Genomic DNA, 24,574 nt, shown 5'->3' with positions numbered 1-24,574 from the left:
CACGACGCCGTCACACCTCCCAGACCGCTGCGGCGGTCCTGTCGTCCGCGTACCCCTTCACCCTGATCTGGATGTCCGCGAGGAACTCCGCGAGACCGGGGACGGGGGCGCCGGCCCAGCGGGCGGTGAGATGCCCGGCAAGCTCCAGCTCACCACGGAGGGGGTCGGCGAGGCCGGCTGTGCACATGAGGAGGGTGTCACCGGGTTGGGCTACGGAGGTGCGGAAGAGGAAGGGGTCGGGGGGTGGGAGGTGGTCGTAGGGGGTGGGGAGGCTTGAGGGGCGGCGGGGGTCGGAGGGGGTGTGGAGGTCCGAGCTGCGGCCGGGGTCGGAGGGGTGGCGAGGGTCTGTGGGGGAGCCGAGGTCGGGGGTGGGGTGGTCGTCGTGGGGGGAGGGGGGTGTCGGGGTGTCGTACGGGCCGGGTGGGTTCTGCCGGGGCGTGCCGGTTCCGCGCGGGGTGTGGGAGGTGGAGGGTGTCGCGCTGTACGACCCGGTCGGGCCGGGTGGGTTCGGGGTGCGTGGCCCTGCGTACGGATCAGCCGGCGCCGTACCGTCCGGCATCGTCGCGTCCCGGGTGTGCGGGAGCGGTTTGCGGGGGGTTCCCCGGGGACTCGGGGCGGGGCCCGGTTCCCCCGCCGGTTCCCCGGGCGCCGGTTCGATGTCCTGCCACTCGCCGCCGCGCAGACGGAACAGGCCGCCCTCGCCCACGCCGAAGAACACGCGGGTCCGGCATTCGGGGTCCGCAGACAGGAGCAGGCACCTCAGGGTCGCCGTGTACTCCTCGGGGGTGAGCCCCTGCTCGGCCGCGCCGGCCCGCAGCCGTCCGAGACTGCGGTCGGTGAGCCGGTGCAGTCCCGACTTCAGGTCGCCCCGCCGGCCCGCCCTGATGTCCTCCGCGAGCCGCACATGGCTGCGCCCCACGGCCCGCCCGATCCACCGGCACACCTCGGCGGCGGCCCGGTGCGCCCCGACCGTCGCCCTCGCGCCGGTCGCCATCGCGACGAGCACCAGCGCGTTCTCGCCGTACCCGAAACGTGCGGTGAGCAGGGCGTCCCGCCGGGGTTCACCCCGGTACCGCGCGGAGTCGCCCCGCAGGGACACGGCCCGCAGGGTGCCGGCCCCGTACCGGGCCCCGTCCAGAACGGTGTCCGCGACGAGGTCGTCCAGGGCGTCGGGGTCGGCGAGGGGGAGGGCGGTGGGGTCGGCGTCGTAGGTGGGCGGGCCTGAGCCGATGTAGGGCTTGAGGTGGGGGCGGGGTTCGTCGAGGGTTCTGCGGGCGAGGGGGGCGGCTGGGGGCGAGGCCGGAGCGGGGGCGGCGTCTTGAGGGGCGGGAGGCTCGGGGGGCGAGGCCGGAGCGGGGGCGGCGTCTTGAAGGGCGGGGGGCTCGGGGGGCGAAGGGACGTGCGGGGCTGAGGGGGGGCCCGGCGGTGGGGCGGGGGTCGAAACGGCATCCCGGAGTGCGGGGGGCTCGGGGGCCGAAGGAACATGCGGAGCCGAGGGGAGATCCGGGGCTGAAAGGAGACCCGGAGTCGCGGGAACACGCGGGGTCGACGGGGCGCCCGGGGCCGAGGGGACGTGCGGGCCCGAGGACGCCTCCGGGATCGGGGAGGCGTACGGGGGCTCAGGCGCGGTCGGTTCCGGGCGTTCTGCGAAGCCCGGTGGCAGGGGGACCGGCGGGAAGTTCACCGGCCCGGCCGGAGTCGCGGGCGGCGGCTCCCAGGGGGCTCGGTACGAGGTGGGCCCGGGCGGCGAGGGGCGGGGGGACGGGGGCTGAGGTGAAGGCGGCTGCGGTGAGCCGGCCGGGGGCGACGGGGGCTGGGCTGAATCGGGGTGACGCGAAACTGGGCGCAGGGGGGTGGCCGAGGGGGGTGCGGGCTGGGCTGAAGCGGACGGAGACGAGGTTGGCCGCGGTGGGGCCACGGGTGGCGACCCGAATTGGGCCGAAGCCGACGGAGACGAGGTTGGCCGGGGTGGGACCGCCGGTGGCGACACGGACTGGGCCGAAGCCGACGGAGACGAAGCCGGCTGCGGTGGGACCGCCGGTGGCGGCGTCAACGGAGCCGAAGCCGGCCGGGGTGGGGTCGGCTGTGGTGAGCTGGGCCGGGGAGGGGTCAGCTGGACCGTGGCTCCCAGATCCTCCGGCGTACCCGGCTCCCTCGACTCATCCGGCGCCCATGGTTCCTCGACGCTCCCGGGCCGGTCGGGTGTCCCCCGCTCGCCCGGCGCGCCCGGTTCCCTCAGCGTCTTCGGTTGCCCCGGCGCCCCAGGCTCCCCCAGCACCCCGGGTCGCTCCAGCACCCCGGGTCGCTCCTGCGCTCCTGGCTCCTCCGGCGCCTTCGGCGCCGACGACACCCCTGGTCGATCCGGCGCCCCCGACCACCGCCCTCCCTCCGACTGCCCCGAGTCTCCCGACGCCCTCGGCTCCCATGACGCCCCCGCCTCGTCCGGCGTCCCCGGCTCCTGCCGCGTCCCCGGGCGGTCCTGCGGCTCGGGCTCCCCCCGCTGTCCCGGTCGCCGTACTCCCTCCGGCTCCCACTCCCCCGCCGGCTCCCACAGCCCCGTCGGTTCCCACTCCCCCGCCGGTTCCCACTGGTTCGCGGCGTCTTCCGGTGGCTTGCCGGTGGGCTCGGCCGTGTCGTACGGGTCGTTCCCGGTGTCCTGGGCCTCCGCCGGCTCCTCGTGGGCGCTCGTCGCGGTCCGAGGGTGCGGTACAGGACCTCGCGGGTCCGGCGTCTCCCACCACTCCCCCGTCCGCACCGCGTCCGACGCCGAGGCGAAGCGGTCGTCCAGGGAATCCGGTGCGGGTGTGGGGCCCGTGTCGGCGGTGTCGTCGTACAGCTGGCCCCACCAGTCGTCCTGGCGACCCGTGGGACTTCCCCCCTGCTGGCTCATGCCCCTAATTGTCCACCGCGAGGGCCGCAAGAAAACGGGGCAACGGGAAAATGCGAGCCATGAGGAGCGGAAGGCGCGGCGTGTCGGGAGGGGATGCGGACGGGTGTTCGGGTGCGTGGGCCGCCGGGTGATCCCACCCCCCACGGGAGAATCACCCGGCGACGTCACGGGAGCCGTACGCGTTCGCGGCCGGCGGTCAGAGTCTGCGGGGTCTTGCTGGTAATCCGCTGTGAACGCTCCCTGACCTGCGCCGCACGCCCGCCTCCGGCACCCTGGGCAGATGGGAGTGTGGGAACTCCTGCCGGTCGGTCTGGTCATCCTGCTCGGCCTGTGCGGAGTACTGGTCCCCGGCGTACCGGGGTCGTGGCTGGTGTGGGCCGGGGTCCTGTGGTGGGCGCTGAAGGATCCGCAGCCGGTCGCGTGGGCGGTGCTGGTGGGGGCGACGGTCTCGCTGCTCCTCGCGCAGGTGATCCGCTGGGCGCTGCCGCCACGCCGGTGGCGGGGGTCGGGGGCGACGCCACGGATGGCTGTGTACGCGGGGGTGGGCGCCCTTCTCGGCTTCGTCCTGGTACCCGTACTGGGCGCGATCCCGGGTTTTCTCGCCGGCGTCTACCTCAGCGAGCGGCTCCGCCTGGGGCGGCACGGGGAGGCGAGGGCGGCGCTGCGGACGGTGATGCGGGCGGGCGGGTCGAGTGTGCTGACGGAGTTGTTCACGTGTCTGCTGATTGCCGGGGCTTGGGTGGGGGCGGTGTTGTGGGGGTGAGATGCGGGGCGGCGGCGCTGCGGTCCCGGGGGTTCCGGAGACGCTGGTGATGTACGCCGGGGGCGTTGCCGGTACTGACGCGGGTGCCGCTACAGGCTGCCCTCCAGCGTAAGCAGGCTCACCTTCCGCTCCAGCCCTCCGGCGTACCCCGTCAGCGACCCGTCCGCCCCGATCACCCGATGGCACGGCCGCAGGATCAGCAACGGATTCGCCCCGATCGCCCCGCCCACGGCCCGTACGGCGGCACGCGACGCCCCGATCCCGGCCGCGATCTCCCCGTACGTCGTGGTCGTGCCGTACCCCACGCCGTCCAGCGCGTCCCACACCCGCTCCCGGAACTCCGTCCCCTCGGCCCGCATCGGCAGATCGAAGTCCTTCAGCTCCCCGGCGAAGTAGGCGTCGAGCTGCTCCCGAGCGGTGCGAAAGGGGCCCGGATCCTCGCGCCACCCCGCCTCGGGAGTGCGCCCGCCCTTCTGCCCCGGCACCGAGAGGGACGTCAGGACGCCATCGGGGCCGGCGACGAGGAGCAGTTCCCCGAGGGGGCTGGAGATCCTGGTGTACGTACGCATCGCACTTCCTCATGTCGGACGGAACGGCCCACTCCGGGCCTTCGTACTGTCCAGTGTGAGCGGTACGGAGACCCGGAGCTGGCGGAAATCCGACATGGGGTTCGGCGGGACGGCGGGGCCGGTGAGGCACTCGGGTGCCGCCAGGCAGCGACATCGCGGCGACGAGGTCCGGCGAAGCGGCAAACCCGGCGCACCGGTGGGGGTCGCCCTGACGACAGGGCCGGCGAGCAGCGGGACCAGCACGTCGACCCAGCCACACCACCCACCCCGCCGACCTCGCGGAGTCGGGAGGCCGACAGGTCGACCCTCCACCCACTGCCCGGCCGGGCCACCGGGCCGAGCCTCCCACCGCCCAGCCACGCCAACCGACCGACCGACCACGCCCCGCCCCGCCCCCCCAGCCGAGCCGCCCTCTCAGACCTCCCGCCCCCGCTTGGCCGCCCGCTTGGCCCGCCCCTCCGCCCCCTTCGCCTTCCACTCCCGCCGGATCTCCGCCCTCAGCCGCGCATCGGACTTGGCGACGATCCACTGGTTCTCGCGGACCAGCTTGCGGTAGCTGTCGAGGCGGCGGACGGGCAGCACCCCCTCGGACACGGCCGACACGACCGCGCACCCCGGTTCGGCGTCGTGCGCGCAGTCCTGGAAGCGGCAGTCCCCCGCCAGCTCCTCGATCTCGGAGAACACCTGCCCGACCCCGCTGCCGGCGTCCCAGAGACCGACGCCGCGCAGGCCGGGCGTGTCGATGAGGACGCCCCCGGAGGGGAGCGTGAGGAGGTTGCGGGTGGTCGTGGTGTGCCGCCCCTTGCCGTCGACGTCACGGGCGGCCCGGACGTCCATGACGTCGGCCCCGGCGAGGGTGTTGGCGAGGGTGGACTTCCCGGCACCGGAGGCCCCGAGGAGGACACAGGTCCCGTGCCCGACAAGCGCGTCGAGCTCCCCCACGCCCTCACCCGCGAGCGCGCTGACGGTCAGCACCGGCACACCGGGCGCGGTGCTCTCGACGTCCTTCACCAGGTGCGCGAGAACGACGGGGTCGGACACGAGATCCGCCTTGCTGAGAACGACGACAGGCTGCGCCCCGGACTCCCAGGCGAGCGCCAAGTACCGCTCCACACGCCCGAGATCGAGCTCGACGGCGAGGGAGACGGCGATCACGGCATGGTCGACGTTGGCGGCGAGGACCTGCCCCTCGGACCGCTTGGAGGAGGTGGACCGCACGAACGCGGTCCGCCGGGGCAGCAACGTCCGTACGTAGCGCGGGTCCTCACCCGCGGGATCGACGACGGCCCAGTCCCCGGTGCACACGACCTTCATGGGATCGCGCGGCACGACGAACTCGGTGTCGGCGCGCACCACACCCTCGGCGGTGACGACGTCACACATCCCCCGGTCGACACGCACAACACGCCCGAGAACAGCGCCCGTCGAACGATGGGGCGCGAAATCGTCCTCCCATCCCTGGTCCCACCCGAAGGCGGCGAGGGGATGCGGGGAAACGTCGGGAGAAACAGAGAAACTCAAGGGAAACCCTTCACAAGGGCGGCCCCGGCGACGCTCGTTGAGCGCTAGACAGTGAGCCGACGACCGCGGAAGTGGAGCAAGAACACCTGGTTGCCGCGGGACACACCCGCCTGGAAAGCAGCCATGACTCACACCTCCCGATCTTTCGTCGACGTCCTGTACGAGACCGGCACAGCGTAGAGAACCGGGGAATGCGTCCACCACTGTTTTTTCCCGCGCGCCCGGTTTCTCAGAGCCGCATCAGAGCTTCATCACCATTGCCTCGGAGTTTGCCGTCCGCGCCCTGTCGCGCCGGACCTCCCCTTCCAATACCCCGGGTAACCGCACGAGTTCACCACACGGCGACCGTACGATCCACTCCCCGCCCCGGGCGTGTCCTCTCCGTCCGTTCACCCCCTCACCGCTCGCCCCCCTCCGGAGCCGCCCGTGTCCTCGCTCTATCCGCTCGCGTCCACGCAGATCGACGGGATCGAACCGCCGGTCGTGGAGCCGGAGCTGGTCCGGCACGACGACGGGGAGGTCAGGGAGGTCTCGGTGCCCGCGCTGGTGCCCGCGGTGGGGTACGGCTCGCTCGCGGACCTGCCGTTCGACAACGCGACGCGGGCGCCGCGGGACGTGGTGTTCAGCAGGCGTACGGGGGACGGCCGTTGGCTGGACGTGTCGGCGGAGGATTTCGCGCGCGAGGTGACGGCGCTCGCCAAGGGCCTGATCGCGGAAGGACTTTCGCCGGGTGACCGGATCGCGGTGCTGGCGCGTACCTCGTACGAGTGGACCTTGACGGACTTCGCGGCGTGGGCGGCGGGTCTGGTGACCGTGCCGGTGCACCCGTCGTTCTCGCCGCGCCGCATCCAGTGGGTGCTGCGGCACTCGGGCGCGGCGGCGCTGGTGACGGAGAGCGTCTCCCAGGTCACGGCGGTGGCACCGGAGTCGGTGGGGCTGCGGCATGTGTGGGTGATCGACCGGGGGCACCTGGAGCGGCTCGCGGAACTGGGCGAGGACGTGCCGGACGCGGAGGTCGGGGTGCGGCGCGGGATGCTCGGCCCGGGTACGCCCGCGTCCCTCGTGTACACGTCCGGCACGACGGGCCGGCCCACGGCGTGCGCGCTGACCCACGGCAATTTCTTCGCGCAGGTCGACAACGTCGTGGAACTGCTGTTCCCGGCGTTCACGTCGGTGGCGGGCCGGGACACCTCGGCCCTGCTGTGCGCGCCGCCGGCGCACGCGTTCGGCCGGGTCGCGGCGCTGGCCTGCGTCCGGGCCCGGGTGCGGACGGGCCACGCGCCGAGCGCCGTGCCGGAGGAACTCCTCCCACTGTGCGAGGAGTTCAGGCCGACGGCGGTGTTCGCGACGCCCTCGGTGCTGGAGCAGGTCTTCCACCATCTGCGGGCCAGGGCGCAGGAGTCGGGAAAGCTGACCGCGTTCGACCGGTCGGCGCGGATCGCGTCCCGCTTCGCCGAGGCGGAGCAGCGCCACCGCCTCGGCCGGGGCGAGGGTCCGGGGCGGACGCTGCGGGCGGCGCGCGCGGTGTACGACCAGAGCGTGTACCGGCGGCTGCGCGCCTCGCTGGGCGGCCGGGTGGGGCACGTGGTGTGCGGCGGATCGGCCATGCGGCGGCAGCTGTCGGGGTTCTACACGGGCGCGGGCGTGCCCGTGTACGAGACGTACGGGCTGACCGAGGCGACCGGCATCGCGGCCCTCGCGCCGCCCCTGCGGCCCCGCCTCGGCACGGTCGGCCATCCGCTGCCGGGGACGGCCGTACGGATCGCGGACGACGGGGAGATCCTCCTCTCGGGCCGCCATGTCCTGCACGGCCGCTGGGACCCCGGCGCGACCAAGCTGCTGCCCGCCGCGCCGGGCGGCTGGCTGCCGACCGGCGACCTGGGGCGGCTCGACGAGGAGGGGTACCTGGTCGTCACGGGGCGGCGTGCCGACACGCTGACGACCGTCAGCGGCGCGCGCGTCGAGCCGCTGGCCGTCGAGAACCGGCTGCGCGCCCACCCGTTGATCTCGCGAGCCGTCCTGGTCGGCGAGGGCCGCCCGTACGTCGCCGTCCTCCTGACCCTCGACCCGCCGGGCCTCACCCACTGGCGCCGGACCGCGAAACGCACCGCCACGCCGTACGAACTGCTGCTGGACGACCCCGAGTTGCGGGCCCTGCTCCAGGAGGCGGTGGACGAGGCGAACACGGCGACGGGCGCGGGCATCCAGCGGTTCGCGGTGCTGCCGGGGGAGTTCACGCAGACGTCGGGACACCTGACGCCGACGGGGACCGTGCGGCGGGACCGGGTGCTGGGGGACTTCGCGGGGGAGGTGGAGGGGCTGTACCGGTGAAGTCCCGTGCGGCCGGGGTCAGTCCGCGCAGAGCCGGTACCCCACCCCCCGTACCGTCCTGATCAGCGTGCGCCCGGGGTCCCCCAACTTCCGCCGCAGGTAATAGACATACGTCTCCACACTCCCCGACTCCGTACGCCGCTGCCACACCCGGTCCTGGAGCTGCTCCCGGGTCAGCACGCGCCCCGGGTTCTCCAACAGGCAGCGCAGTAAGGCGAATTCGGTGCCGGTGAGTTCCAGGGGCCGCCCGGACACGCGGACCTGGTGGGCGTCGAGGTCCATCTCGACCTCCCCGGCGCTGAGGTGGCTGGGCCCCGGGGCCGCCGCCCGGATGCCGCTGCGGCGCAGCAACGCCCGTACGCGCGCGGCGACTTCGCGCAGTTCGAAGGGTTTCGTGACGAAGTCGTCGCCGCCGAGGTCGAGGCCACGGACGAGGTCGTCGACTCCGCCGCGGCCGGCGAGGAAGAGGACGGGGACGGTGACGCCCCGGGCGCGCAGGATGCGGCAGACCTGGAAGCCGTCGATGTCGGGGAGGCGGATGTCGAGCAGGACGAGGTCGGGCAGGCCGCGTGCGATCAGGTCCAGGGCCTGGCGGCCGGTCGCGGCGACGCTCACCCGGAATCCGGCGAACTCCAGCGCCATGGCGAGCATGCTCCGGACGCTGTCCTCGGCGTCGACGACGAGGATGCGCGCGGAGACAGGGATGGTCATGTCCTGTTTCCTCATCCGCAGAAGATCGAGCTGCTTGAGTTCTCAAACGCTACGGAAAGTATCGTCGCACATACCCATGAGTAACTGAACTTGCCCCTGGCATCGCCCGCCACACACGAACGCCCCGGACCCTCACAGGTCCGGGGCGTGCACGAGAAGTCCTAGTCGCAGGGGTGACCGTTCAGCGTGAACCCGAACGGCGCCGTGTTCTTGCCCTCCCAGGACGCGAGGAACCCGAAGGAGAGCGTGCCCTCCTCGGCGACCGACTTGTTGTAGTCGGCGGCGGTCGCGATGACCCGCGAGCCCATCTGCGCGACGGACGCGTCCCACATCTGGTCGACGTGCTGGCCGTCCTTGAAGGACCAGGAGACGTGCCAGTCGGTGAGCTTCTCGACGGTCGTGACGGTCACGGTCGCCTGGAAGCCGTCGGGCCACTGGTTGACGAGGTCGTAGGTGACCGCGCACAGCGCCCTGCCGTCCTCGCCGCCGGACGGGCCGGACGAGTTGCCGGACGAGCCGCCGGAGGAACCCGCGCCCGGCGGCACGCTCGCCGCCGCCGACGAAGTCCCCTGCGGCTCCGGGTCGGTGCGCCCGCCCGCGTCGGACGGCGAGGGGCTGTCCGACTTCGGCGTGGGCGTCTCGAAGGACGGCACACCCCCGACGACCGGCGTGGAGTCGGTCGGCGTACCCCGCGAGGCCGTCTCGTCCCGCGTGTCGCCGCCGAACGGCATCAGCGACACGCCGAGCGCGAGGACCGACACCAGGACGGCGGCCACGAGCAGCCCGCCGCGCAGTGCCTTCGCCTTGGCCGCCGCGGCCCTGGCCGCCTCGCTCTCCGGGTCGAGCAGGTCGGGGCGCCCGGCGCCGAGCCGTACCTCGGCGGCGCGCCGGCGGCGCTCCAGGTAGGCGAGGCCGCCCCAGCCGATGACGCCGCCCGCGAGCGCGGCGGGCAGTCCGCCGCCGTGCAGCCGCAGACACGCGGCGGCCTCCGCGCACTCCACGCAGGTCGCGAGGTGGCGGGAGAGGTCCTCGGGCGTGTCGGCGGTGGGCGAGCGGGTGACCGCGTCGAGGAGGCGGACGTAGGAGCGGCACTCCGCGTCGAGCGGCGTGTCGAGGTGGTTGCGGTGGCAGCGGTCCCGGAACAGGCCGCGTACCTCGCCGAGTTGCTCGGCGGCGTCCTGCGGGTCGAGGCCGAGGCGGCGGGCGACGGCGCGCAGCGGGAGCGCCTCCACCTCGGCGAGCCACAGCAGCGCGGCGTCCGGCTCCTGCATGTCGCGCAGTCCGCGCAGGGCGACGGGGCGGCGCAGGGGCGGGCCGGTGTAGCGGGCGGCCTTGTCCGAGTTGAGCCACAGGCGCAGGTCGGGGTCGAGGCGGTGCCCGTGGCCGCCGGCCTCCCAGCCGGCCGCGGTGATGCGAACGGCCGTCAACAGCAGGGGTATTCGGGGCAGCCGGGCGGAGCGGCGGCCTATGCTGCGGGTGCCGTCCTCGGCGGCCCGCGCCTCGCGGATGCCGAGCGCGAACGCCTCACGGGCCAGCTGGTGAGCGGCGGTCGAGCCGGCCGTGCACAGGTCGGCGTACGAAAGGACGGCGTCCCAGCACTCGGAGAACAGCGCGGCTTCCGCGGCGTCCTTCGGGGTCGGCAGGTCGGGCATGGGTCTCCTGCATTCGAATGCGAGGTCAACTCACCATAGCGGTAAAGGAGTTGGGGGGAACCTCGCGGCAGGGCCGAAGCTTTTCACGTCATCCGCACAACTGACAAGCGCGGTATTCAAAAGCGCGGCCGACCCCGTACGAGAGACCCGACTTCCCGGTCCTTCATACGGCGCCGGCCGCGCCGGTGCTCACCTTGTGCCCCATCCGTTACACAGACCGGGTGCGGCGAGCGGTCACCCCACCGTCGCCGCCTCGTCCTTCGCGGGCAGGCTGTCCATGAAGGAGCTGACCGAGAAGACGGCGCGGCCCGGTCCGGGCGGGCCGTAGCCGGGCGGGGAGGAGAGGCCGAAGTCCTCCATCGTCTGCCGGTACGCCTGGAGCAGGCGGATGTGGTACTCCAGCGGGGCGCCCGCCGGGTTGGCCTTGCCGAGCGGGGTCGTCGGCTCCGGGCACCAGGTCGTGAACCGGGGGGTGATGCCCTTCGACATGAAGAAGCGCAGGCCCTCCGTGGTGGAGGCGATCGCCTCGTCCACCGTCTTGAAGCCGAACGGCTCCGCCATCTCGACGCCCGCGACGAAGTTGGGGATCACGTTGCGCGCGCCGAAGATCTCCGCCGAGTCCAGGATGCGGCGGTGCCACTCGTCGCGGCCGACGTACCGCTCCTTGCCGGGGCAGTACATCTTGAACAGGTACTCGTCCCACACCTCGTAGTTGGGGTGGTAGATCTGCACGCCGTAGTCCTTGAACCGCTGGACGTCGTCCTTCGGCAGCGCCTGCGCCACGACCTTGCCGATCCAGCGGCCCGGGAAGCGCTCCTCGATGGCCTTCGCGTAGTGGCCGTAGAAGTCGGCCTCGTCGCGGCCCGAGACGGTCTTGGTGATCGCGCCGCCGGTCAGCGTGTAGGCGGTGGACGTCTTCGCCGTGTCGTACCGGTCGATGATCTCCAGCGCCTCCAGGACCTCCTCGACGTCCTTGACGCCGGTGTACGGGCGCCCGGCCGCCTTGTGCTGGCGCCAGTTGTGGTTGATGTCGCAGTACTGGCACTCCTCCTTGGCGCCGAAGTACTGGCACACCCGGAAGACCGTGAGGTAGATCAGGTAGCCCCACTGGATCGTCGGCGCGACCTCCATCACGGACTTCCCGTTGGAGAGCTTGTGCCGGTAGTACTCCGGCATCGGCGGCACCCCGACGTCCGCGATCCGCTTGCCGTCCAGGTAGAGCCCGAGCATCCCCGCGTCGTCGGCCGCGACCCGGTACGGCGACGCCGGGTTGACCCGCACGGACACGACCGTCCGCCGCAGGTCGTAGGGCCCACCGGTCAGGATGATCTCCTCCGGCGGCCTCCTCAGCGCGGCTTCCCCCAGCTCAGGAAGGGTGCCGTGGTCGAACGAGAAAATGAAGTACGACTTCGGCTTCACCTCCCCGCCCTCGTTGTCGCTCAGCGCGGAGGGGTCGAAGGCCACTCCCCCGCGCAGCAGGTCCTCCTTGAAGACGGCTTCCCGAGGAACCTCAGGAAACCGCTCCATCAGATCCTCGACCAGCGCGGTACGGCTGCCCATCCCGTCACTCCTCCCGCTCAACACGTACGACTCCTCACGGTATGCCCCCGCGAGGGGCGGCGTGGGGGCGGGGTCCGTTTACGGGGGTGGCGAGATTTTCCGGCGGACGATTTCAGGGGCCACGTATCTGTTTCCCCCAGGTCGCCGTACGGATTTTCCTGCGCCGCTCCACAGTTTCCCCCTCGCTTTTTGTGCGGCACTCCGGGTAATTCCCGTCCCCCCTTTCCGGGGGCCCCGCGCCAGGCCCGGACACGCCGGGATACCGGCCGGTGGCGTGATGCGCGACGCTCCCGGAAATGATCAACACCTCCGCCCCCTCTCACCGGTCTTCACCCGGGCGGGGTAGGTTTCCCCCGCATCCCTCGGAAGCCGGAAGGACGACGTATGACCGCGAGCGTGACCAACTGGGCGGGCAACATCAGCTTCGTGGCGAAGGACGTGGTGCGGCCGGATGGTGTCGAGGCGCTGCGGAAAGTGGTCGCGGGGAACGACCGGGTGCGGGTACTGGGGAGCGGGCACTCGTTCAACCGGATCGCCGAGCCCGGGGCCGAGGGGGTGCTCGTCTCGCTGGCCGCCCTGCCGCAGGTGATCGACGTCGACACCGAGCGGCGTACCGTGCGCGTCGGCGGTGGTGTGAAGTACGCCGAACTCGCTCGGCACGTCAACGAGTCGGGGCTCGCGCTCCCCAACATGGCGTCGCTGCCGCACATTTCGGTGGCCGGGTCCGTCGCGACGGGGACTCATGGCTCCGGCGTCAAGAACGGCCCCCTCGCCGCGCCCGTCCGTGAGGTCGAACTCCTCACCGCCGACGGGTCGTTGGTCACCATCGGCAGGAGCGACGCCCGTTTCCCCGGCGCCGTCACCTCCCTGGGCGCCCTCGGTGTCGTCGTCGCGCTGACCCTGGACCTGGCACCGGCGTACGGCGTCGAGCAGTACACGTTCACCGAACTCCCCCTGGAGGGGCTGGACTTCGAGGCCGTGGCGAGTGCCGCGTACAGCGTGAGCCTGTTCACCGACTGGCGGGAGGCGGGGTTTAGGCAGGTGTGGGTGAAGCGGCGGATCGACGAGCCGTACGCGGGGTTCCCGTGGGCCGCGCCGGCGACGGAGAAGCTGCACCCGGTGCCGGGGATGCCGGCGGAGAACTGCACGGACCAGTTCGGCGCGGCCGGCCCCTGGCACGAGCGACTCCCGCACTTCAAGGCCGAGTTCACCCCGAGCAGCGGCGACGAACTCCAGTCGGAGTACCTGCTCCCCCGCGAACACGCGACGGCCGCGCTCGGTGCGGTCGGAAACGTCCGGGAAACGGTTTCTACCGTTCTCCAGATCTGCGAGGTCCGCACGATCGCGGCCGACGAGCAGTGGCTCAGCCCGGCGTACGGCCGCGACTCGGTGGCCCTGCACTTCACCTGGATCGACGACACGGACGCCGTACTTCCCGCCGTACGCGCGGTGGAGAGCGCTCTCGACGGTTTCGGCGCCCGCCCGCACTGGGGGAAGGTCTTCACCACCGCCCCCGCGACCCTGCGCGAGCGCTACCCCCGCCTCGACGACTTCCGGACGCTCCGGGGCGACCTGGACCCGACCGGGAAGTTCACGAATGCTTTCGTTCGCGATGTGCTGGAGGGCTGACTTTATAAACCCCCTTTCCGAACCCTTGTCGAATCACTGGGCACCCCCATAGCCTGGCGCGGCGCCGGAGCGACGCTGCTCCCGCGCGGGTGGAAGGGATGGGGGCAACTCCGGTGAAGCGCACATCACGCGACATCCGCACCGCGAACCGTTACGAGGTGCTGCGCCAGATCATCGCCCGCTCGCCCACCTCCCGGCAGGAGCTCGCCGCCGAGACCGGCCTGAGCCTCGCCACGGTCGCGACCCTCGTCGGGGAGCTGCTCGACCTCGGGATGATCACGGAGGTCGGTTTCGAGGACTCGGCGGGCGGCCGGCCGCGCGGCCTGGTCGCCGTGAACGCCCGGGGCGGCGCGCTGATCGGCGTGGACATCGCGGAGACGTACGTCCATGTCGAGCTGTACGACCTCGGCCTGAACGTCCTCGCGCGGGCGCAGGAGCGGATGCGGCCGGGGCGAAGCCGCCCCGAGCAGGTCGTCGCGCACATCGCCGCGGCCACCGGCTCGGTCGTCGCCCAGGCCGGGGTGGACGCGGCGCGGGTGCTCGGCGTCGGGGTGAGCATGCCGGGCCAGGTGGACCGGGCGACCGGCGTCTCCGAGTACGCGCCCAACTGGGACTGGCACGACGTGCCGTTGCTCGACCTGCTCTCCGAACACATCGCGTATCCCCTGTACCTGGACAACCCGCTGCGCGCCTGCGCGGTCGCCGAGCTGTGGTTCGGGGCGGCGCGCGGGCACGGCGACGCGGTCGTGGTGATCCTCGGGACGGGCGTCGGCGCCGGGCTGATCCTGGGCGGGGCGGTGCACCGGGGCGTCAGCTCCAGCGCCGGGGAGTGGGGGCACTCGACGCTGGTGCTGGACGGCCGGCTCTGCCACTGCGGCAACCACGGCTGCGTCGAGACGTACGTCGGCGCGCCCGGAATCATGCAGAACATCAGGGAGTTGAGCCCGCGCAGCCCGCTGCTGCACCCCGATGACCAGTCGGCCACGCTGGACGCGCTCGCCGCCGGGCTCGCCGGGCAGGACCCGATCGCCGTCAAGGTGGTCCAGGATCTGGCCCGCTATCTCGGCGCGGCCATCGCGGACCTGGTGAACGTCCTCAACCCCGAGGTCGTCGTACTCGGCAGCTGGGTCGCCCTGCGGCTCGGCGAACCCCTGGTGCACGAGGTCCGCGAGGCCGTCGCCCGGCACGCGCTGAAGCGGCCGATGGCCGCCACCGAGATCGTCCTGTCCCCGATCCTCACCGACTCGGTCTGCCTCGGCGCGGCGACGCTCGCCCTGGAGGGGGCGTTGCAGTCCAGCAAGCGCACGGCCACAGCGAGGAGCCGTACCGCACCGCCTGCGTGACGGGGGAGGCCCAACCCCCCTGCACCGCCGTCTTGTTCGCGTGGCCGAACAGTCACAACGCTTCGAACAGGCTTTGTTCAACCCCTTGCCGAAGCCTTAGCCGAAGGTTAACGTCCCGCTCCGCAACGCTTTCGAGCCACCGTGCCGGAGCTGTTGTGCAGCAGCCGCACTCAAGACAAGGACGTCAAGCATGTCGGCATCGAGCATGAGCAACTGGAATCGTCGATCCGTCCTGCGGGCCACGATGGGCCTGGCCGCCGCCGGCGGACTGGCGGCGTGCGGCGGCAACACGGGCCGCGGCGGCGGTTCCGGTTCGGGCAAGAACCTCGTGCAGTACTTCCACGCGTACGGCGAGGACGGCGTCGAGGCGGCCGTGAAGAAGTACGCGAAGGCGTACAAGGGCGCGAACGTCTCCACGCAGTGGATCACCGGCTCCAACTTCGAGCAGAAGCTGTTCGCCGCGCTGCTCACCGACAACGCGCCCGACGTGTTCGAGTTCCACCCGCAGATCCAGCTCGTCAAGAGCGGTCAGGTGGCCGACCTGACCGACATCATGGCGCCGGTCAAGAGCGACTTCAACCAGGCCGACATCACCTCGCACACGGTCGACGGCAAGATCTACGGCGTCCGCATGATCGACGACCCGCAGTTCTTCTTCTACCGGCCGTCGCTGTTCGAGAAGGCGAAGATCCAGGTCCCGACGACGCTCGACGAGCTGATAGAGGCAGCGAAGGCGCTGACCACGAGCAAGGTCAAGGGCGCCTACCTGGGCAACGACCTCACCCCGATCCAGTCCCCGCTGATCTGGTCGGCGGGCGCCGACACCCTGACCGCGGACAACAAGCCCGCGTTCAACACGGACGCGGTCGCGGCGGGCTTCAAGCAGATGCGTGGCCTGTTCACGAGCGGCGACCTGCTGCTGGGCGCCCCGACCGACTGGTGGGACCCGTCGGCGTTCACGCAGGGCCTGACGGCGATGCAGTGGTGCGGCATGTGGGCGATGCCGGTCATGCAGAAGGCGCTCGGCGACGACATCGGCATCTTCCCGTTCCCGAAGGTCGGCGCGGCCGGCAAGCAGTCGGTCGTCAACGGCGGCTGGTCGATGTTCGTCAACGCCAAGGGCAAGAACGTCGAGGCGGCCAAGGAGTACGTGAAGTGGCTGTGGATCGAGCAGAAGCAGTACCAGGAGGACTTCGCGACCTCCTACGGCTTCCACATCCCGCCGCGCACCTCGCTCGCGCAGAGCGCGACCAAGCTCAAGTCCGGTCTGCCGGCCGAGGGCGTCAAACTCTTCAACGAGTTCGGGCACTTCGACAACATCGGCTGGACGCAGGCGATGATCTCCGCGATCAACGACGTGACCGCCAACGCCATCCGTAAGGGCGACGACCCGAAGGCCCAGCTCGCCGCGGCCGAGAAGAAGGTCGACGCCGAGCTCAAGAAGCTTTTCGGATAGGCCGCGGAGAGAACACGACATGTCGACCACCACCACGCGGAAGGCTGATTCCTCCGCCCCGGTCCCGGCCCCCTCGGGCCGGCGGCCGAGGCGGGGGTTCGCCGCCTCCCCCACCGCGAACTTCTGGCTCTTCACCGGTCCGTTCCTGATCGGCCTGGTGATCTTCGTCTTCGTGCCGATCGGCTGGAGCATCTGGCTCAGCTTCTTCGAGGCACGCTTCACCGTCACGCCGAGCGAGTTCGTCGGCCTCGACAACTACAAGCAGATCCTCACGGACGTCGACTTCCGCAACTCGCTGGTCACGTTCACCGTCTTCGCCGCGTTCATCGTGCCGCTCACCTGGGCGGTCTCGCTGGGACTCGCCCTGATGGTGAACCGGATCAGGATCGCGCGGGCGTTCTTCCGGTCGGCGTTCTTCCTGCCGACCGCCGTCAGCTACGTCGCCGCCTCGCTGATCTGGAAGATGTCCCTCTTCAACGGCGTACGCTTCGGCCTCGCCAACACGGTCATCGGCTGGTTCGGGATCGACAACATCGCCTGGCTCGCCAGCCCCGACCCGCCGTGGTACTGGCTGGTCATCGTCACCGTACGGCTGTGGCTCCAGTCGGGTTTCTACATGATCCTGTTCATCGCGGCGCTCCAGAACATCCCCCAGGAGCTGTACGAGGCCGCGGCCATCGACGGCGCGAAGCCGGGGTGGCAGACGTTCCGGTACATCACGTTGCCGCAGCTGAGGGCCACCTCGACCGCGGTGATCCTGCTGCTGCTGATCGCGGCGTACCAGGCGTTCGACGAGTTCTTCAACCTGCTGTCCAAGGCCACGTGGGGCCAGCCGCCGCTGGTCGAGCTGTACAAGATGGCGCTGGGTGAGAACCAGAACTACGGCGTCGGCAGCGCGGGCGCGGTCGTGCTGACCGTGCTGATCTGCGTGGTCACGCTGGCACAGGGCAAGATCATGGGCTTCGGAAGGGGGGATGAGTCGAAGTGAGCAGTCGTAAGCGTGGCTCTGTCCTCGGCAACACCGGACTGTACATAGCAACCGGTATCGCGGCGTTTCTCTTTCTGATCCCCTTCTACCTGATCGTCCGCAACGCGCTGATGACGGACCAGGAGATCACCGGCGAGAACTGGAAGTGGTTCCCGACCAGCATCCAGTGGAGCAACATCAGCGAGCTGTTCGACGACCCGACGGTCGATTTCGCGCGCTCGCTGTGGAACTCGACGGTCGTCGCGGTCCTGTCGACGTCCGGCATCCTGCTGGTGTGCTCGCTGGCCGGATACGGCCTGGCGCGCATCCCGTACAAGCACGCGAACAAGGTCTTCTACGTCGTCCTCGCGACGCTGATGGTTCCGACGGCCGTCACCTTCGTGCCCAGTTTCGTCCTGGTGTCGTCCCTCGGCTGGGTGGACTCCTACCGAGGTCTCATCGTCCCGGGGCTGTTCAGCGGTTTCACGTGTTTCCTGTTCCGGCAGTACTTCCTGGGGTTCCCCAAGGAGCTGGAGGAGGCGGCGCGGGTGGACGGGCTCGGCTACTGGGGCGCGTACTGGCGTGTCGTGGTGCCGAACTCGCTGAACTTCTTCGCTGCCATGGCGACCATCACGTTCATCAACGGCTGGAACTCCTTCCTCTGGCCGCTGGTCATCGGGCAGGATCCCAGTTCGTGGACGGTGCAGGTCGCGCTGTCCTCGTACATGACCAACCAGACCGTGAACTACCACCTGATCTTCATGGCCACCGCCGTGTCGATCCTGCCGCTGGTGTTCGTCTTCCTCTTCCTCCAGCGCTGGCTGGTGCAGGGGATCGCACAGACGGGCATCAAGGGCTGACCCATCGCCGAAGAGCTGGAGACCGATGTCTTTCCGCACCACCTCCACGGATGTCGCCTACGTCGAGGACGTCTCACCGGGCAGCGGGGCGCTTCCGCCCCGCGCCTGGTACGCGGCCTCGGACGCGGCCACGCTGTCGCTGAACGGCCGCTGGCGGTTCCGGCTGTCCAAGACGGCCGGCGCCGAGGACGACGCGTTCGCGGCGCCCGGATACGACGCCGGGGGGTGGGCGGAGGTCTCGGTCCCGGGGCACTGGGTGCTCCAGGGCCACGGCGCCCCCATTTACACAAACGTTCTCTATCCGTTTCCGGTGGACCCGCCGCACGTCCCGACCGAGAACCCGACCGGTGACCACCTGCGCGTCTTCGACCTCCCCGGCGACTGGCCGGCGGGCGGGGACGCGGTGCTGCGTTTCGACGGCGTGGAGTCCTGCGCCCGGGTCTGGCTGAACGGCACGGAACTCGGCGAGTTCAAGGGCTCGCGCCTGGCCCACGAGTTCGCGGTGGGCGGGCTGCTGCGGCCCGAAGGCAACGTTGTCGCGGTCCGCGTCCACCAGTGGTCGGCGGGCTCCTACCTGGAGGACCAGGACCAGTGGTGGCTCCCCGGGATCTTCCGTGACGTCACCCTTCTCCACCGCCCCGAGGGCGCGGTCCAGGACTTTTCCGTAACCGCTTCCTACGACCATGTCACCGGCACCGGCACCCTGCGCGTCGACTCCGACGTACCCGGCCGCGTGACCGTCCCGGAGCTGGATCTCGACATCGAGACCGGCGCCTCGGTGACGCTCGCCGTCGACCCGTGGACCGCCGAGACGCCCCGTCTGTACGACGCCGTCCTCGCCACCTCCGGCGAGCGCGTCCCGCTGCGGATCGGGTTCAGGACCGTCGTCCTGGAGGACGGCCTGATCAAGGTCAACGGGACGCCGATCCTCTTCAAGGGCGTCAACCGCCACGAGTGGCACCCCGAGACGGGCCGCTCGCTCGACCTGGAGACGATGCGCGAGGACGTGCTGCTGATGAAGCGGCACAACATCAACTCCGTGCGTACGTCCCACTACCCGCCGCACCCGGCGTTCCTGGACCTGTGCGACGAGTACGGCCTCTGGGTGATCGACGAGTGCGACCTGGAGACGCACGGCTTCGTCGAGCAGAAGTGGCGGGACAACCCGGTCGACGACGACCGCTGGACCCCGGCGCTCCTCGACCGCGCCGAGCGCATGGTCGAGCGCGACAAGAACCACCCCTCCATCGTGTTCTGGTCGCTGGGCAACGAGGCCGGCACCGGGCGCGGGCTGACCGCGATGGCCGAGTGGATCCACGGCCGGGACTCCTCGCGGCTCGTGCACTACGAGGGCGACTGGTCCTCGCGCGACACCGACGTCTACTCGCGGATGTACGCCTTCCACGGCGAGACCGAGGAGATCGGCAAGAACCTCGACGGGGGCGCCGGCAAACGGCGTCAACTCCCCTTCATCCAGTGCGAGTACGCGCACGCGATGGGCAACGGCCCGGGTGGACTCGTCGACTACCAGCGGCTGTTCGAGAAGTACGACCGCCTGCAAGGGGGGTTCGTCTGGGAGTGGATCGACCACGGCATCGTGCACGAGGAGTTCGGGTACGCGTACGGCGGTGACTTCGGCGAGGAGCTGCACGACGGGAACTTCGTCTGCGACGGGCTGGTCTTCCCCGACCGCACCCCCTCCCCCGGGCTCCTTGAGTTCAAGAAGGTCATCGAGCCGGTCTCGGTCGTTCCGTACGGTGGCGAGGGTGTCCGGATCGCCAACAAGCAGGATTTCGCGGACCTTTCGGCGCTGGAGTTCACCTGGGCGTTCCAGGTGGACGGCGAGGAGGTCGCGTCGGGTGCGCTGGAGGTGCCCGCGCTCACGGCCGGTGCGTCGGCGGACGTGAAGCTGCCGCCGGTGCCGGTCCAGGCGCCCGAGGGCGCGGAGACGGCGTGGACGGTGCGGGCCGTGCTGGCCGCCGACACGCTGTGGGGTGCGCGGGGTCACGTCGTCGCGTGGGGTCAAGTGCCGGTCGCGGCGCGGGCGTTGCCGGGTCTGGGTGCGCCGGTCGCGCCGGTCGTCGGCGAGGGCGGGATCACGCTCGGTCCGGGCGTCTTCGACTCCCGTACCGGTGAGCTGACGTCGATCGGGGCGGTGCCGGTGACGGGCGGGCTGCGGCTCGACGTGTGGCGGGCGACGACCGACAACGACAACGGGACCGAGTGGTTCTCCGGGACCAACTACAGCGAGCTGTGGCGCAAGGCCGGTCTGCACCGGATGCGGCACCGTATCGACGCGGTGGAGGTCGAGGGGGACGCGCTGACCGTGCGGACCCGGGTCGCGCCGGCCGCCGCCGACATCGGTATCGCAACCGTTTACCGCTGGACGTCCGACGGCTCGCGCCTGAAGCTCACGGTGTCCGTGACCCCCGAGGGCCGCTGGACGATTCCGCTGCCGCGCCTCGGGGTCCGGTTCGGGCTGCCCGGTACGACGGACGCGGTGAGCTGGTTCGGCGGCGGGCCGCTGGAGGCGTACCCGGACAGCCGGGAGGCGTCGGCGGTCGGGCGGTACGAGTCGACGGTGGACGCGCTCCAGACGCCGTACGTGTACCCGCAGGAAAACGGCTCGCGGGCCGATGTGCGCAGGGCTACGCTGGGCGGGCTCCAGGTCGAAGGGGACCCGGAGTTCTGGTTCACGGCACGCCGTTGGACCACCGAGGAGCTGGACGCCGCGCGCCACCGTACCGACCTGGTGCCGGGCGAGACCGTGTGGGTCCACCTGGACCACGCGGTGCACGGGGTGGGGACGCAGGCGTGCGGTCCCGGTCCGCTTCCGTCGTACGTACTGGAGGCCGCGCCCGCCGAGTTCTCGTTCGTGTTCACCGAGAGTTTCTAGGGTCTTCCGCGGCTTTCTGTAACTTTTCTGCGGTTTTCCGAACCCAACCGAGGCCGGTCCGGCATCCTCCGGGCCGGCCTCGGCTGTGCCACCCCCCGCGCTTTCCCCTCGTATCCGTCCCTGTCGTGTATGGAGGCTCATCGAGTGAGCGGCAGCATCGAAGTGCGCGGGCTGTCCCGCGCCTTCCACACCACCGTCCGCCGACCCGGTTTCGTGGGCGCCCTGCGCTCGCTGGTCGACCCCGAGCGGGTCGTCAAGCACGCCGTGTCCGACATCAGCTTCGACGTCGCCGAGGGTGAACTCCTCGCCCTGCTGGGCCCGAACGGCGCGGGCAAGTCCACGACCATCAAGATGCTCACCGGCATCCTCACCCCGACCTCGGGCGAGGCGAAGGTCGCGGGTGTCGTCCCGTACCGGGAGCGCGAGCGCAACGCCCGTAACATCGGCGCGGTGTTCGGGCAGCGCACCCAGCTCTGGTGGGACCTGCCGGTGCGCGAGTCGTTCACGATCCTGCGGGACATCTACGAGGTGCCCAAGGCCGAACACGCGGCCCGGCTCAAGGAGTTCGACGAACTGCTCGACCTGTCGTCGTTCTGGAGCACACGAGTGCGCCATCTCTCCCTCGGCCAGCGGGTGCGCTGCGACCTCGCGGCGGCGCTGCTGCACGACCCGGCCGTGGTGTTCCTCGACGAGCCGACGATCGGCATGGACGTCGTCGTCAAGGAACAGGTACGGGAGTTCCTGCGCCACCAGGTCGAACAGCGGGGCCGTACCGTCCTGTTGACGACCCACGATATGACGGAGGTCGAACGCCTCGCGGAGCGCGTGGTGTTGATCAACCACGGCCGTCTGGTGCTGGACGGGCCGCTGGAGGACATCCGGCGCAAGTTCGGCTCGACCTGGCAGGTGCGGGCCACGCTCGCCGACCCGCACACCGAGGTCACACCGCTGCGCGGGATAGCCGTCGTGGGGCGGGAGGGTCCGCAGGTCGTGTTCGGCCCCGACGGCCCGGACGCGCCGACCGTCCACCAGGCCCTCAAGGCGGTCATCGAGCGGTACGAGGTGACGGACGTCGCGCTCGACGAGGCCGACCTCGAAGACGTCATGCGCGCCGCGTACGTCCATACGGAGGGCGGCCGATGAGCGGCGTGCCGTTCGCCTGGCGGGCCGCGCGGGTCACGCCGCTCGGCGAGCTGTACACGCCGCCCCGGATGACGGGGGCGCTGCTGCGGCTCGCCGTACAGATCGTGCTGGTCGCCTCGTTGTGGCACGGGCTGTACGCGCGGACCGGGACGACCGCCGGGCTCGACCGGGGGCAGGCGGTGACGTACGCCGTGCTGGCCGTACTCAGCTCCCGGATCCGGGAGCTGGACCAGCATTCGGGGCGGGACACCGTCCAGCAGCACGTGCACTTCGGGACGATCGTGTACTGGTGGATGCGGCCGATGCCGCCGCGCCGGTACTACGCGCTGCGGGCGCTGGGCGAGCAACTGTACGGGTTCGCCTGGGCGTTGTTCGGGTACGCGGTCTGTCTCGCGGCGGGTGTCGTCGATCCGCCCAAGTCGGCTGCCGTTGCCGGGGTGTTCGCGCTCAGTCTGCTGCTCGGGCAGTGGGTGCTGTACTACATCATGCTGGTCATCGACCAGTGGTGCTTCTGGGCGCTGCGCAACGGGGCCGCTCTGATGATCCTCGTGTTCGCGCAGAACCTGCTGTCCGGGGTGTACGCGCCGCTGTGGTTCTTCCCCGACTGGTTCGTCACGCTCAGCTCCTATCTGCCGTTCCAGGCGACGCTGAGTGTGCCGCTCTCCCTCTACATCGGGCGCATCCCGCTGTCCGACGCCGGCTTCCAACTCGCCGTCCAGGCGGGGTGGGTGGTCGTGCTGGCCCTGTTCACCCGGTTCCTGTGGTCGCGTGCCGCCCGCCGGGTCGTCGCGCAAGGAGGCTGATCCGGATGGGTTCCGTACTGAAGGCCACGCGGATCATGTGGCGGATCACGCGGCTCAACTTCCGTGCGCAGCTGGAGTATCGCGCCGAGTTCCTGCTGATGATCGCGATCGGCGCGGTGTGGCAGGTGTCGGTCATCGTGTTCGCGACCGTGCTGCTCACGCGGTTCAGCGGGATGGGCGGGTGGGACAGCCAGGACGTGCTGATGATCCCGGCGATCCGGATGCTGGCGCACGGGTTGTTCGTGCTGTTCCTCGGGCGGGTTCACGGGCTCGGGCGGTTCATCCAGGAAGGGAAGATCGACGCTTATCTGCTGCGTCCGCTTCCTGTGTACCGGCAGGTGCAGTTGGAGTACTTTCCCACCAACGCGATCGGGGATCTGACGGTCGCGGTCGGGCTGATGGTGGGGGCGTTGAGCCGGAGCCAACTGGACTGGGATCTGGCGCGCGTCGGATACCTGGTGGCGGCCGTGCTCGGCGGGATGCTGCTGGAGGCATCGCTGTTCACGCTGGTCGCCTGTGCGTCCTTGCGGTTTCCCGCCGCCGATTACTGGGGGCGGTGGCTGGAGGAGTTGCTGGGGACGTTCGGGAGTTATCCGCTGAACGTGTTGCCCAAGGCGGTTGGGGGGCTGCTCACTTACGGGCTGCCGCTCGCGTTCGTGGCGTACTTCCCGGCGGCCGTTCTGACGGGGCACGGGCATGGGACGAGCGTGCCGTACTGGGTGGCCGCCGCTTCGCCGTTGCTGGGGTTGCTCGCGTATCTGGGGACGCGGGTTCTGTGGCGGTGGAGTCTCCGGCACTACAGCGGGGTGAATGCCTGATCCGTGGTGGGTGGGGGGCCGTTGCGGGTGCGTTCTCCGCGACGGCCCCTCGCCTGTCATGCGGCTCTGTAGGCCCTGAGGAACGCCGCCACTCCTCGTCGTGGAGGTTGATGTTGGGGCAACTGTCGTGGTGGGGGTGGGGGATCATGACCACCGGCATATCGTCGGCGCCGTACTCGTCGCGGCCTTCGTACGACATACCCTGACGGTTCGTCACCCCCTGCTGGATCTGCGGCTGTTGGGGAACCGTACGTTCGCACTCGGGATCGGGACGCTCGCTCTCTTCGCCTGCGGGTACTTCGGGTCGGCGTTGCTCGGGCCTATGTACTGGCAGCAGGTGCGGGGTTGGGGTGCCACCGGGACCGGGCTGCTGGGGGTGCCTGTCGGGCTGGCCATCGGGGGGGACCATGCAGATCGCCGCGCGCCGGGTGGACAGGGTGTCGCCTCGGGTGATGATCGCGTGCGGGGCGGTGCTGGCTTCCATAGGCATGGCGAGTACGGGAGTTCAGGTGGGGGTCGGGGTGGCTGCGCTGGCGGTGGTGCCGGCGCTGTGGTTGCCGGGGCGGCGGGGTGGGGCGGAAGGGGGGTGAGGTCAGGGGGAGTTGGTGGCGGTGTCAGGGGTGTCCGGCGGTGGTGGAGTTGGGGTCACCTGGTTGGAGGGC

18 protein-coding genes are annotated in these 24,574 nt (G+C 70.9%); 12 read left to right on the top strand and 6 right to left on the bottom strand.

Annotated features, from left to right (window positions below; all coding sequences use genetic code 11):
• Window positions 1-10 precede the first annotated feature (10 nt).
• Window positions 11-1,684 (bottom strand): protein phosphatase 2C domain-containing protein, encoded by a 1,674-nt coding sequence (locus ACQCO7_RS33930; protein WP_464075380.1) that lies wholly within the window; start codon window positions 1,682-1,684, stop codon window positions 11-13.
• Window positions 1,685-3,170: 1,486 nt separating this feature from the next.
• On the opposite strand from ACQCO7_RS33930, the gene ACQCO7_RS33925 reads away from it, so the two are divergent.
• Complete coding sequence (locus ACQCO7_RS33925; protein WP_464075379.1) at window positions 3,171-3,653, top strand: DUF456 domain-containing protein; 483 nt, start codon at window positions 3,171-3,173, stop codon at window positions 3,651-3,653.
• 89 nt (window positions 3,654-3,742) lie between these two features.
• On the opposite strand, the gene ACQCO7_RS33920 is transcribed toward ACQCO7_RS33925, so the two are convergent.
• Window positions 3,743-4,222 carry a methylated-DNA--[protein]-cysteine S-methyltransferase gene (locus tag ACQCO7_RS33920; protein ID WP_464075378.1) on the bottom strand — a complete coding sequence of 160 codons (480 nt, stop codon included), beginning with the start codon at window positions 4,220-4,222 and terminating at the stop codon, window positions 3,743-3,745.
• Window positions 4,223-4,636: 414 nt separating this feature from the next.
• The gene (gene rsgA / locus ACQCO7_RS33915) at window positions 4,637-5,743 is read right to left on the bottom strand and encodes a ribosome small subunit-dependent GTPase A (protein ID WP_464075377.1); all 1,107 of its coding nucleotides are present in this window, start codon (window positions 5,741-5,743) and stop codon (window positions 4,637-4,639) included.
• Between the two features lie 426 nt (window positions 5,744-6,169).
• On the opposite strand from rsgA, the gene ACQCO7_RS33910 reads away from it, so the two are divergent.
• Window positions 6,170-8,074 (top strand): AMP-dependent synthetase/ligase, encoded by a 1,905-nt coding sequence (locus tag ACQCO7_RS33910; RefSeq protein ID WP_464075376.1) that lies wholly within the window; start codon window positions 6,170-6,172, stop codon window positions 8,072-8,074.
• Between the two features lie 18 nt (window positions 8,075-8,092).
• Here the strand turns inward: ACQCO7_RS33910 and ACQCO7_RS33905 are convergent, their stop codons facing one another.
• The 3 genes from ACQCO7_RS33905 to ACQCO7_RS33895 form a co-directional block, all read right to left on the bottom strand.
• Window positions 8,093-8,785 (bottom strand): response regulator transcription factor, encoded by a 693-nt coding sequence (locus ACQCO7_RS33905; RefSeq protein ID WP_464075375.1) that lies wholly within the window; start codon window positions 8,783-8,785, stop codon window positions 8,093-8,095.
• A 161-nt stretch (window positions 8,786-8,946) separates the two neighbouring features.
• Window positions 8,947-10,437 carry a cellulose binding domain-containing protein gene (locus tag ACQCO7_RS33900; RefSeq protein WP_464075374.1) on the bottom strand — a complete coding sequence of 497 codons (1,491 nt, stop codon included), beginning with the start codon at window positions 10,435-10,437 and terminating at the stop codon, window positions 8,947-8,949.
• 234 nt (window positions 10,438-10,671) lie between these two features.
• A complete protein-coding gene (locus tag ACQCO7_RS33895; RefSeq protein ID WP_464075373.1) occupies window positions 10,672-11,997 on the bottom strand; it encodes a radical SAM protein in 1,326 nt (441 codons plus the stop codon).
• 384 nt (window positions 11,998-12,381) lie between these two features.
• Between ACQCO7_RS33895 and ACQCO7_RS33890 the strand changes: the two genes are divergently transcribed.
• From ACQCO7_RS33890 to ACQCO7_RS33845, 10 genes are all read left to right on the top strand, one after another.
• On the top strand, window positions 12,382-13,626 hold the full coding sequence (locus ACQCO7_RS33890; RefSeq protein ID WP_464075372.1) for an FAD-binding protein: 1,245 nt from the start codon (window positions 12,382-12,384) through the stop codon (window positions 13,624-13,626).
• 113 nt (window positions 13,627-13,739) lie between these two features.
• Complete coding sequence (locus tag ACQCO7_RS33885; protein ID WP_464075371.1) at window positions 13,740-14,969, top strand: ROK family transcriptional regulator; 1,230 nt, start codon at window positions 13,740-13,742, stop codon at window positions 14,967-14,969.
• Between the two features lie 190 nt (window positions 14,970-15,159).
• Window positions 15,160-16,425, top strand: a complete 1,266-nt coding sequence (locus tag ACQCO7_RS33880) for an ABC transporter substrate-binding protein (protein WP_464075370.1) — start codon at window positions 15,160-15,162, stop codon at window positions 16,423-16,425.
• Between the two features lie 19 nt (window positions 16,426-16,444).
• Window positions 16,445-17,413, top strand: a complete 969-nt coding sequence (locus ACQCO7_RS33875; protein WP_464075369.1) for a carbohydrate ABC transporter permease — start codon at window positions 16,445-16,447, stop codon at window positions 17,411-17,413.
• Window positions 17,410-18,252: a carbohydrate ABC transporter permease gene (locus ACQCO7_RS33870; RefSeq protein WP_464075368.1), complete on the top strand. Its 843-nt coding sequence runs from the start codon at window positions 17,410-17,412 to the stop codon at window positions 18,250-18,252. The genes ACQCO7_RS33875 and ACQCO7_RS33870 overlap by 4 nt, the downstream gene beginning before the upstream one ends.
• A gap of 25 nt (window positions 18,253-18,277) precedes the next feature.
• Window positions 18,278-21,148, top strand: coding sequence for a glycoside hydrolase family 2 TIM barrel-domain containing protein (locus ACQCO7_RS33865; protein WP_464075367.1), 2,871 nt, complete (start codon window positions 18,278-18,280; stop codon window positions 21,146-21,148).
• A gap of 144 nt (window positions 21,149-21,292) precedes the next feature.
• Complete coding sequence (locus tag ACQCO7_RS33860; RefSeq protein ID WP_464075366.1) at window positions 21,293-22,291, top strand: ABC transporter ATP-binding protein; 999 nt, start codon at window positions 21,293-21,295, stop codon at window positions 22,289-22,291.
• On the top strand, window positions 22,288-23,094 hold the full coding sequence (locus ACQCO7_RS33855; protein ID WP_464075365.1) for an ABC transporter permease: 807 nt from the start codon (window positions 22,288-22,290) through the stop codon (window positions 23,092-23,094). The genes ACQCO7_RS33860 and ACQCO7_RS33855 overlap by 4 nt, the downstream gene beginning before the upstream one ends.
• A 5-nt stretch (window positions 23,095-23,099) precedes the next feature.
• Entirely contained in the window at window positions 23,100-23,912 is an 813-nt protein-coding gene (locus ACQCO7_RS33850; RefSeq protein ID WP_464075364.1) for an ABC transporter permease, read from the top strand.
• A 407-nt stretch (window positions 23,913-24,319) separates the two neighbouring features.
• Window positions 24,320-24,502 (top strand): hypothetical protein, encoded by a 183-nt coding sequence (locus ACQCO7_RS33845; protein ID WP_464075363.1) that lies wholly within the window; start codon window positions 24,320-24,322, stop codon window positions 24,500-24,502.
• The last annotated feature ends 72 nt before the right edge of the window (window positions 24,503-24,574 follow it).

It is taken from the genome of Streptomyces saintjeani, from assembly GCF_055409605.1.
Note: the sequence above shows the minus strand (reverse complement) of the source record. Positions and strands in the feature narration are given on the sequence as shown.

Bases quoted from the DNA above. Each gene is read 5' to 3' on its own strand.
- ACQCO7_RS33925 (WP_464075379.1), top strand. From the start codon at position 3,171: ATGGGAGTGTGGGAACTCCTGCCGGTCGGTCTGGTCATCCTGCTCGGC.
- ACQCO7_RS33920 (WP_464075378.1), bottom strand. From the start codon at position 4,222: ATGCGTACGTACACCAGGATCTCCAGCCCCCTCGGGGAACTGCTCCTC.
- ACQCO7_RS33905 (WP_464075375.1), bottom strand. From the start codon at position 8,785: ATGACCATCCCTGTCTCCGCGCGCATCCTCGTCGTCGACGCCGAGGAC.
- ACQCO7_RS33900 (WP_464075374.1), bottom strand. From the start codon at position 10,437: ATGCCCGACCTGCCGACCCCGAAGGACGCCGCGGAAGCCGCGCTGTTC.
- ACQCO7_RS33895 (WP_464075373.1), bottom strand. From the start codon at position 11,997: ATGGGCAGCCGTACCGCGCTGGTCGAGGATCTGATGGAGCGGTTTCCT.
- ACQCO7_RS33890 (WP_464075372.1), top strand. From the start codon at position 12,382: ATGACCGCGAGCGTGACCAACTGGGCGGGCAACATCAGCTTCGTGGCG.
- ACQCO7_RS33880 (WP_464075370.1), top strand. From the start codon at position 15,160: ATGTCGGCATCGAGCATGAGCAACTGGAATCGTCGATCCGTCCTGCGG.
- ACQCO7_RS33875 (WP_464075369.1), top strand. From the start codon at position 16,445: ATGTCGACCACCACCACGCGGAAGGCTGATTCCTCCGCCCCGGTCCCG.
- ACQCO7_RS33865 (WP_464075367.1), top strand. From the start codon at position 18,278: ATGTCTTTCCGCACCACCTCCACGGATGTCGCCTACGTCGAGGACGTC.
- ACQCO7_RS33855 (WP_464075365.1), top strand. From the start codon at position 22,288: ATGAGCGGCGTGCCGTTCGCCTGGCGGGCCGCGCGGGTCACGCCGCTC.
- ACQCO7_RS33850 (WP_464075364.1), top strand. From the start codon at position 23,100: ATGGGTTCCGTACTGAAGGCCACGCGGATCATGTGGCGGATCACGCGG.
- ACQCO7_RS33845 (WP_464075363.1), top strand. From the start codon at position 24,320: ATGCAGATCGCCGCGCGCCGGGTGGACAGGGTGTCGCCTCGGGTGATG.